The 8,149-nt window shown below is 51.7% G+C and carries 6 protein-coding genes; all 6 read left to right on the top strand.

All coding sequences use genetic code 11. The features are described from left to right. Nucleotides 1-556: 556 nt before the first annotated feature. The 6 genes from H5U36_07415 (at nucleotide 557) to murJ (ending at nucleotide 7,726) form a co-directional block, all read left to right on the top strand. A complete protein-coding gene (locus H5U36_07415; GenBank protein ID MBC7217951.1) occupies nucleotides 557-1,408 on the top strand; it encodes an ABC transporter permease in 852 nt (283 codons plus the stop codon). Next, the gene (locus tag H5U36_07420; GenBank protein MBC7217952.1) at nucleotides 1,405-2,166 is read left to right on the top strand and encodes an ABC transporter ATP-binding protein; all 762 of its coding nucleotides are present in this window, start codon (nucleotides 1,405-1,407) and stop codon (nucleotides 2,164-2,166) included. The genes H5U36_07415 and H5U36_07420 overlap by 4 nt, the downstream gene beginning before the upstream one ends. 171 nt (nucleotides 2,167-2,337) lie before the next feature. Next, nucleotides 2,338-4,608, top strand: coding sequence for a methyltransferase domain-containing protein (locus tag H5U36_07425; GenBank protein ID MBC7217953.1), 2,271 nt, complete (start codon nucleotides 2,338-2,340; stop codon nucleotides 4,606-4,608). Nucleotides 4,609-4,990: 382 nt separating this feature from the next. Continuing rightward, complete coding sequence (locus H5U36_07430) at nucleotides 4,991-5,569, top strand: hypothetical protein (GenBank protein ID MBC7217954.1); 579 nt, start codon at nucleotides 4,991-4,993, stop codon at nucleotides 5,567-5,569. Next, on the top strand, nucleotides 5,547-5,978 hold the full coding sequence (locus H5U36_07435; GenBank protein MBC7217955.1) for a glycosyltransferase family 4 protein: 432 nt from the start codon (nucleotides 5,547-5,549) through the stop codon (nucleotides 5,976-5,978). Before H5U36_07430 ends, H5U36_07435 begins: the two co-directional genes overlap by 23 nt. 179 nt (nucleotides 5,979-6,157) lie before the next feature. After that, complete coding sequence (gene murJ, locus H5U36_07440; GenBank protein MBC7217956.1) at nucleotides 6,158-7,726, top strand: murein biosynthesis integral membrane protein MurJ; 1,569 nt, start codon at nucleotides 6,158-6,160, stop codon at nucleotides 7,724-7,726. Nucleotides 7,727-8,149: the final 423 nt, after the last annotated feature.

The raw sequence follows: 8,149 nt of genomic DNA on the forward strand, positions 1-8,149 counted from the left end.
GAGGATTGGCATACCTGGTTGAAGTGTCTTCGAAAGGGATACAGGATTCATTTTCTTCCCAAAGTAACCGTCAAGTGGCGTATGTATCCAGACTTGGTCAGCACTTCTGCCCTTTATAAAGGCGACAAGCGTTTCTAGGAGGAGAATCTCCTGGTTTACCAAAAGTACGTTCTCCCCAATCTTAACTTGCTCACACCTTTAGAAAGGATTCACGTGCGGGCAAGGATGAAGTTCCACCAAATTCTTCTCGAAAACGGTGGCCACATAAGTGCCCTCAATAAGGCCCGTATGGCCTACCTTTTCGACCCTTTAAAGTGGGTTGAGTTTCCAGGATGGTTATGGCGAAAAGTTCTTGATAGGCGTGGGTGGGAAGCCAAAAAGCTCTTCGACCGAGGGTAACTTGTATGTCCCTTTTTAGAATCGTTTCGGCAGGGGACTTCTCCTGGGAGTACCTGAGGGATACTGGGATTGTAGAGTGTCCCACATGATGTGAACCTATACAAGGTTATTGCATGGATCCGGCTTGCACATTAAAATAGCTAACAGGGAGAACTTGTTGAGCAATGACACGATTGCGCGGGAAAGAGAAGATTTTGTTTCTATTCGAGATAATGTGGGTATGAACTCAAGCGTTCGAGTAGTAAATACTGTGTTTAATCGCTGGCCCTTGGTTGTAGAGCTTGTACGGCGGGAGCTTAAGCTTCGCTACCGGGGAACTTGGCTTGGCTTTTTCTGGACCCTTATAAACCCTTTGGTCATGACTGGTGTCTACACCCTCGTTTTTTCTACTTTCCTCCGTATTAACATCCCAAAGTTTCCGGCTTTCCTTCTCTGTGGTCTTTTCCCCTGGATGATGTGGTTTGCCGAGGCTATTACCATGGGTACCAACTGCCTTGTGGACCATGCTGGATTTCTTAAAAACGCAGTTTTTCCCGCGGAGATCCTGCCCGTTGTTGCTGTGGGAACAGGTATGATGAACTATACATTTTCGCTCCCTGTTCTGATAGCTCTTCTTCTGGTATTTGGAGTACCTGTTCGACTTAATGTCTGCGCCCTCCCCGTTGTGATGGCGGTCCAGTTCCTTTTCGCGTTGGGGATCGTCTACTTCACTGCCACCTACAATGTCTTTTTCCGTGACCTCCGCTACATTGTGCAACATATCTTGATGGCTGCATCCTTTCTCACGCCTATCATGTACGACTTTTCCGTGGTCCCGGTGCAGTTCCAGTGGCTCCTCAAATTGAACCCGATGACTACGGTAATCAGCGCCTATCGCAACATCTTTTTCTACGGTGCCTGGCCCAACTGGAGGAATCTGGGGTTAGTGGCCGCGCTTTCGGTTGTGCTTTTGGTTTTTAGCGCGTGGGTGTTCGAGAGAAACCGTGAAATCTTTGCGGAGTACTTATGAAGGAAGCGATAGTTGTCGACCGCGTCACGAAAAGGTTTCCGAAGCATCTCCCGCGCGGTTATACTACCCTGAAAGAAGCCCTGCTTAAGGGCCATCTTTTTGCGCAGAGAAATTCGCGACAGTACGTGGAAGCTTTGAAAGAGGTTTCTTTTTCAGTTCCTGAGGGTACGGTCCTTGGGGTTATCGGTCCAAATGGCGCGGGGAAGAGCACGTTGCTCCGCCTTATTGCCGGTATCTATCGGCCGACTTCGGGAAAGGTTGTGGTGAACGGCCGACTTTCTGCGCTTCTTAACCTGGGCCTCGGTTTCCATCCGGAGCTCACCGGTAGGGAAAACATAGTTATCGGGGGCCTGGCTATTGGATTGTCCCGGCGGGAAGTCATGGACAGGATGGAGGAAATAATCGAGTTTGCCGAACTGAGAGATTTCATCGATGCCCCGGTACGAACGTATTCTTCCGGAATGTACATGCGCCTTGCCTTTTCGGTAGTAGTGAATGTGGACCCCGATATTCTTCTCCTTGACGAGGTGTTAGCCGTAGGGGATGCCCGATTTGCTGAAAAGAGTCGGGCCAAGATAGAGGAGTTCAAGAGGAGGGGGAAAACCATCTTGCTCGTGACTCATGACCTTACTACTGTAGAAAGCTGGTGTCATCAAGCGTTATGGTTGGAGAGGGGCAGAGTGCGAGCACTGGGTGATCCGAAGCAAGTGGTAGAGGCTTACAAGGCCTCGGTTATGGTTGCTCGGGTCGAACAATGAGATATAAAATTGTACTTTTCAGTCCAGATACCCATGTGATATACAACGGGCGAACACCGAGACGCGCCTGGGGGCTGTGATGAGGTAATGTGCCGTCACTTCAAGAAGGCCGCTAGGCTGGAAGGGACATTTTTTATTTATTCAGTTTAAACGTCATTTGGAGGAGCTCTTATGTGGGATATGGTCAAAGGCGAGATTCAGAAGTGGGATGAATATTACAAGCTGCTTCCATTGGTTGAAGAAGATGATGCTTTGAAAGAGTTTCATAAAGAGTTTGTACAAGCAATTACTAGTCTATTAGCGCCGGGGGCTACTATCTTGGAGGCTGGTTGTGGAGCTGGCTGGCAAAGTCTAGCCCTTGCTCGGACTGGTCTTTATCATGTTACACTACTGGATGCTTCTCAAGAGGCTTTGGAATATGCTCGGCAACTTTTTGAAAAAGAGGGGTTAATTGCGTGCTTCGTCCATGGTGATGTGTTTGAGTCGGGCAAGCCTGAATATGACTTGGTTTTCAATGCCGGAGTGCTTGAACACTATAATTTTGATTATCAAGTTCAATTCTTAAAGGGCATGGCTAGCAGAGCTAAGAAATACGTTCTGGTATTGGTGCCTAATCTTCGTTGCTATTGGTATTGGTTATGGCGCATTCAAAACGCTGGTGAAGGTCTATGGCCATTTGGTAAAGAAGTGCCACTGTACGACTTAGCAGATGTGTTCCAAGCGGCAGGGTTGAGTGTTGTTGGGAGGAAGTTCTTTGGGGCTAGCTGGACTGAGGCGTTTATCAATGGCCTTAGGGGCTTGGATCCGGACGTGCGGCGCTTGGTCTTAGAGGTTCACCGATCTGGAATTGTCCCTCTTGATCAGAGGTGCTATTTAGTGGCATGTCTAGGTGTAGTCGGTAACGAAAAGCTGGTGATTAGCGGTTGGGAGAGATCCAGTGTTGGAGAGAGCAAGGAGGTGGGTGCGGCCTACGCTGCGCTTGCGGATGCGCTGGCACTGCGAGTTGGAGCCGAGCGGCGCATAGTGGAGCTGGAAAGGAAAGTTGCCGAACTAGAAGGAGCTTTGGAAGCGCTGCAGGCTGAGATCCAACGAAAAGCTGCAGAGGTGGACCGGGCACAAAGTCGTATCTTGGAGCTGGAAACGCGCAGGTACCGAATGGCCGACCGCATAGTTGGATATCTTTGGCGCCTGCAGAAGAACGCTGCCCCCAGATTTACCTTGGGATTGGTTAGAATACTGCTTCGCCGGATTTTTCGGTTGCTGCCCTCGCCCGTTCAGACTAAAGTGCTTAAAGTCTGGTATAAGCTCGTTAGCTTCTTTCGCAACCTGCCGCTCGAAGATCTCCAAGGGTACCGTCGGGAGCTGAGGGTTATCCTGAAGGCTTCGGCCATAACTAGGGGCGTAATAATCTATCCGCCTACCATTGACTGGAACTTCATGTTCCAGCGCCCTCAACAGCTGGCCCGGGCCCTGGCCCGGCAGGGCTTTCTGTTCTTTTACTGCACCCCCAACAGCCGCGTGGATCAGGTGCGGGGCTTCCAGAAGGTGGAGTCTAATCTATATGTCTGCCACGTACCCTGGCAAGTGTTTTCGGAGGTGGAGTCGCCCGTCCTCTTCGTGAGCTGGGCCGTCCATCACGATTTGGTCAACAGCCTCAAGAACCCTGTGGTCATCTACGATTTCGTGGATGACTTGGAAGTGGGGGGTGTTGCCGAGGCTGACCACGAGACGATGCTCCGGCGGGCTGACCTGGTACTAGCCGCCTCTCGGAAGCTTTACGACGTTGTCAGGCCGAAAAGGGCTGACGTTATCCTGTGTCCCAACGCGGTTGACTATGAGAGCTTCTCTCGGGCTCGGGATCGGTCTCGAGCTGTTCCGCCCCCAGACCTTCGCCATGTGCTGGCGGGGCACGAGTTAGTAGTAGGGTACCACGGGGCACTGGCCCGCTGGGTCGACTACGGTCTCCTAATGGAAGTCGCGAGGCGGCTCCCTGAGGTACTCTTTATTCTCATTGGGTGCGACTATGACGGCACCCTTTCAAAAAGCGGCATTTTAGATCTGGGGAACGTCTTCTGGCTCGGGATGAAGCCCTATGAGGAGCTTCCCGAGTATCTGCGCTGGTTCGATGTGGGGATCATCCCCTTCAAGCTTAACAAGATAACGGAGGCGTGTTCGCCGATAAAACTGTGGGAGTACCTGGCAGCTGGGAAGCCGGTGGTTAGCACCGACTTGCCTATGTGCCGCGAGGTTGAGGGGGTGCTGATTGCCCGGACCCCCGAGGAGTTTGCCAGCAAAATCTTGGAGGCGGTGGCCCTGGCTGGGAGCGAAGATTTCCGGCATTGCACGGGTGAGATAGCGCAACGGGAGACCTGGGACGCCCGGGCTGACCTGATTGCTTCCGCCTTGGAGCGGATTTTGGCCGCAAAAGCTGTTGGTCGGTAGACTAATCTCTAAACAAGGATAAGGGTAGTTGGTGAATTCGCTCTGCCGGATCTGCCTGCAGTCTGGGGATGGTGATGGTTCTGTTCTTTTTCTTGGGTAATATGGTTGTCTTCGCGGTCCGGTGGACCAAGTCGCAGCTTTTATGGCGAACAGTGGTTAAGAATACCAAGATTGGGGATGCCAAGTTCAGTTATCGTTAGGATCCACGTGCAAAATTGCCCGAATGAGGAACGTCCATGTGAAGGCGTGAAGACGCGGATGGCTGTCTGTGGTGTTTTGTGCCGCTTTCAGATCAAGTTTGGTCAGAGCTTTCTCAAATATGCGTGTTGTTTTCATCTGTAGCCTAATTGGCCGCGGTGGCGACGTAATACAAGTGTTAGAAATGTCTTGGGCCTTCCGGGAACTGGGTCACAAAGTTGTCCTCCTTAGCTCGACATCGCTTCAACCTTATAATCACGCCTCAGCAAGAGGCAGGCTGCGAAGTATCGCTCGCTGTCTCCCTTGGTGGACTAAGGATTTTGTGGAGTTAACCCTGCAGTGGCTCCTTGCCTGCATGGCAAGGCGGGCACTTGCTCGAGAGAGTTATGACCTCGTTTTTCATCGCGCCTCAATTTATGACTTTGCCGGAGCATACCTCGCAAAGGTGGCCAGGATTCCATTAATCGCTTATCTTGATGCTCCCTTTGCTATTGAGCGGCGGTCAAAGGAGTACTATGTCCAGCTCGGGATACCCGAAGAAAAAATTCTCGTGCTTCCGAACGGTATTTCTTCTCGTTTCCTCGAGTTTGACCTGAAGCTTTCGGAGGATCGACCACCTTTCTCCTCCGATCCCAAGACCTGCACGATTGGCTTCGTGGGGAGCCTGAGCCCCTGGCACCGGGTGGACCTTTTGTTGCATGCACTGTCTAAGTTGGACGATCGTTTCCAGGTGATGATTTGTGGGTCTTGGTGCAGGGTATGAGAGGCTTCAGGCTTTAGTGAAAAGCCTGGGCATTGCGAAAAGGATTCACTGGACTGGAGCATTGCCCCATGAGAAAGCGTTCGAGTACATCTCCCATTTTGACATCGCCGTTCTTCCCGGGACGCTTGCTACCGGTGCACCAATCAAGCTCTTTGAATATGCTGCCGTGGCCCGCCCTATCATTGCTCCAAATCTTCCCAATTTACGAACTTGGTTCAGCGAGGATGAAATCTATTTTGTCCCGCCGGAAGATGTAGAAGCCCTGGTAGATGTCATCAAAGGTCTTGCTGCAACCCCAGAGTATGCAAGAGCCATGGGGAAGAGAGCCCAAAGGCGGGTGCAAGAGTACATCTGGGAGAGAATCGTGGCCAAAATCTTAGAAACTGCTGGTTATCCTGTCTCCCGTTAGATTGGTTTCGGTATTTGTACTTTGTCTCTTCGGTAAGCCGTTCCAATCGATTTTATACCTTGTGTTTGGTTTTGGTTTATCTTGCAAGGTACTGGGAATCAAAGAGTTTAGGAGACTTGTGAATTTGTGAAAGTCGGAATAGAAACATGCTGGCCGGACACGCTTGACGGGATGCCCTGTTGCTCGCTGCATTCTTCGATATAATGTACTCCATGAATCTTCGAAAGGAAAGCCTTACCAGGGCGGCATTCGTTATTCTGGTAGCCACCTTTGCCAGCCGGGTTCTCGGCTTTGTGCGGGAAATCCTCATTGCCCACTTCTTCGGTGCCCGGGCTGTTACCGATAGCTACCTCGTAGCCACGATTTTGCCTTCTACGCTGGCCGGTTTAGTAAGTGGAGCTTTAACCACCGTTTTCATCTCCCTTTTTATTGAAGAGCGGGAAAAACATGGGGAAGAAAAAGCCTGGGAGGGTGCCCGGGTGGTTCTGCGGGCTTCATTAGTGTACCTTGTGGCTGCTACTTTCGTTTCGTATCTTCTTTTGCCGTATTTTGTGAGAGCAATAGCCCCGGGCTTTCAGGGAGAGCGCTTAGCACTTTCGCTCTCTATGGGATACCTCATGATGCCTTCTTTAGTGTTCCTGGGGCTTTTGGGTCTTTTTACCGGCATCATGAACGCTTATCAGGTTTTCACCCTGCCAGCTCTGGCTGGTCTACTCTATAACACCTGCTTGATTTCCTTTCTCTGGTGGGCAAGGAGCTATCCCGTTGTTGGTCTCAGCCTCGGCCATATGCTGGGAGTCCTGGGACAATTCCTGATTCTTTTCTTTGCCCTGAGGAAGAGGAAACCCTTTGGGGGACGGTGGTCCTTTTCCCATCCCATTCTGGTCAGAACCTGGAAACTGATGCTTCCCATTCTTGTGGGAACGGGAGTGGGGTACCTCAACCTCATTGTGGACCGTATTTTCGCTTCTCTGCTTCCTGTAGGTACCATTACTGCTTTGAATTTCGCCTTTCGGGTTCGAGAGATTCCCACCGGGCTTTTTGGTTCGGCCATCGGCCAGGCGGTTTATCCCTCCACGTCCCTCAAGGTAACAAGGGGGAAAATCGAAGAACTCCGGGACCTTTTCTCCCGCTCCTTAGAGGGCTTGTTGCTTTTCATTCTTCCGGCCACTGTGGGGCTCCTGATAATTCCCCGGGAAACCATTCAGATACTCTTTGAACGAGGGGCCTTTGACCCGCACGCTACCGGTGTAACTGCCCAGGCGCTTTTCTTCTATGCCCTGGGCTTGCCGGCTTCGGCTTCTTTACAGATTGTGGGGCAGGTGTTCTACGCTTTTCAGGACACCGCTACACCCGTTAAGGTAGGTGTCATGGGGCTTGCTATGAATATTGCACTTAACGCCCTTCTGGTGCGCTCCATGGCCCACCGGGGACTGGCCCTGGCCACCTCCCTGAGTGCCATTTTTATATTTCTTGTGCTCTTCGAAACCCTGCGCCGACGCCTGGGGGGTATCGGGGGGAGAGAACTTCTCCGAAACCTTAAGAAGATCGCTCTTGCCACGGTCTGTATGGCGGCATTTCTCTTTTTGTTGCGTCCCTATGCCCGGGGGTGGGCAGGGTATCTGGGAGTAGTGGGGGCAACAGCAGTTTTCTACGGGGTGCTCATTCTCTTCCTCCGTCCCCGAAGCGGCGAGAAAGTGGTTGAAGTAGGGAAGAAGTTGGCTGGATTTCTCCTGAGGCGAAAGTGACCAGTTCTCTACTGATTGTCGTTTCCTGGTGTTGCCATCAGGGTATTTGAGGGTGTTACTGTGAAATACTTCGGGCCTGTGGCTCTCACGCAACCCCTTGGTTGTCACTGCGGGGCCATGATTTTGTTCCTGAGTAGTCTTCCTTCAGGGGCTTTGAGGTCACTTCGCTGCGCTCGTGATGACTCCTCTCGGTCGCTGCGAGGTCGTTGTTTCATCTCCGAAGCAGTCTCTTTTGGGAGGCTATGAGATCGCTTCGTCGCTTCGCTCCTCGCGATGACCGAAAAAAGAGGTCCTCGCGATGACCGGGAAAAGAGGCCCTTGCGATGACCGGAAAGAAAGGTCCTCGTGACGATCGGGAGGAAAGGTCCTCGCGGTGACTGGAAGGGAAGGTCCTCGCGGTGACGGGGAAAAGCGTCCTCGCAA

It is taken from the genome of Candidatus Caldatribacterium sp. (genome assembly GCA_014359405.1).
Classification (GTDB): Bacteria; Atribacterota; Atribacteria; order Atribacterales; family Caldatribacteriaceae; genus Caldatribacterium; species Caldatribacterium oleiphilum.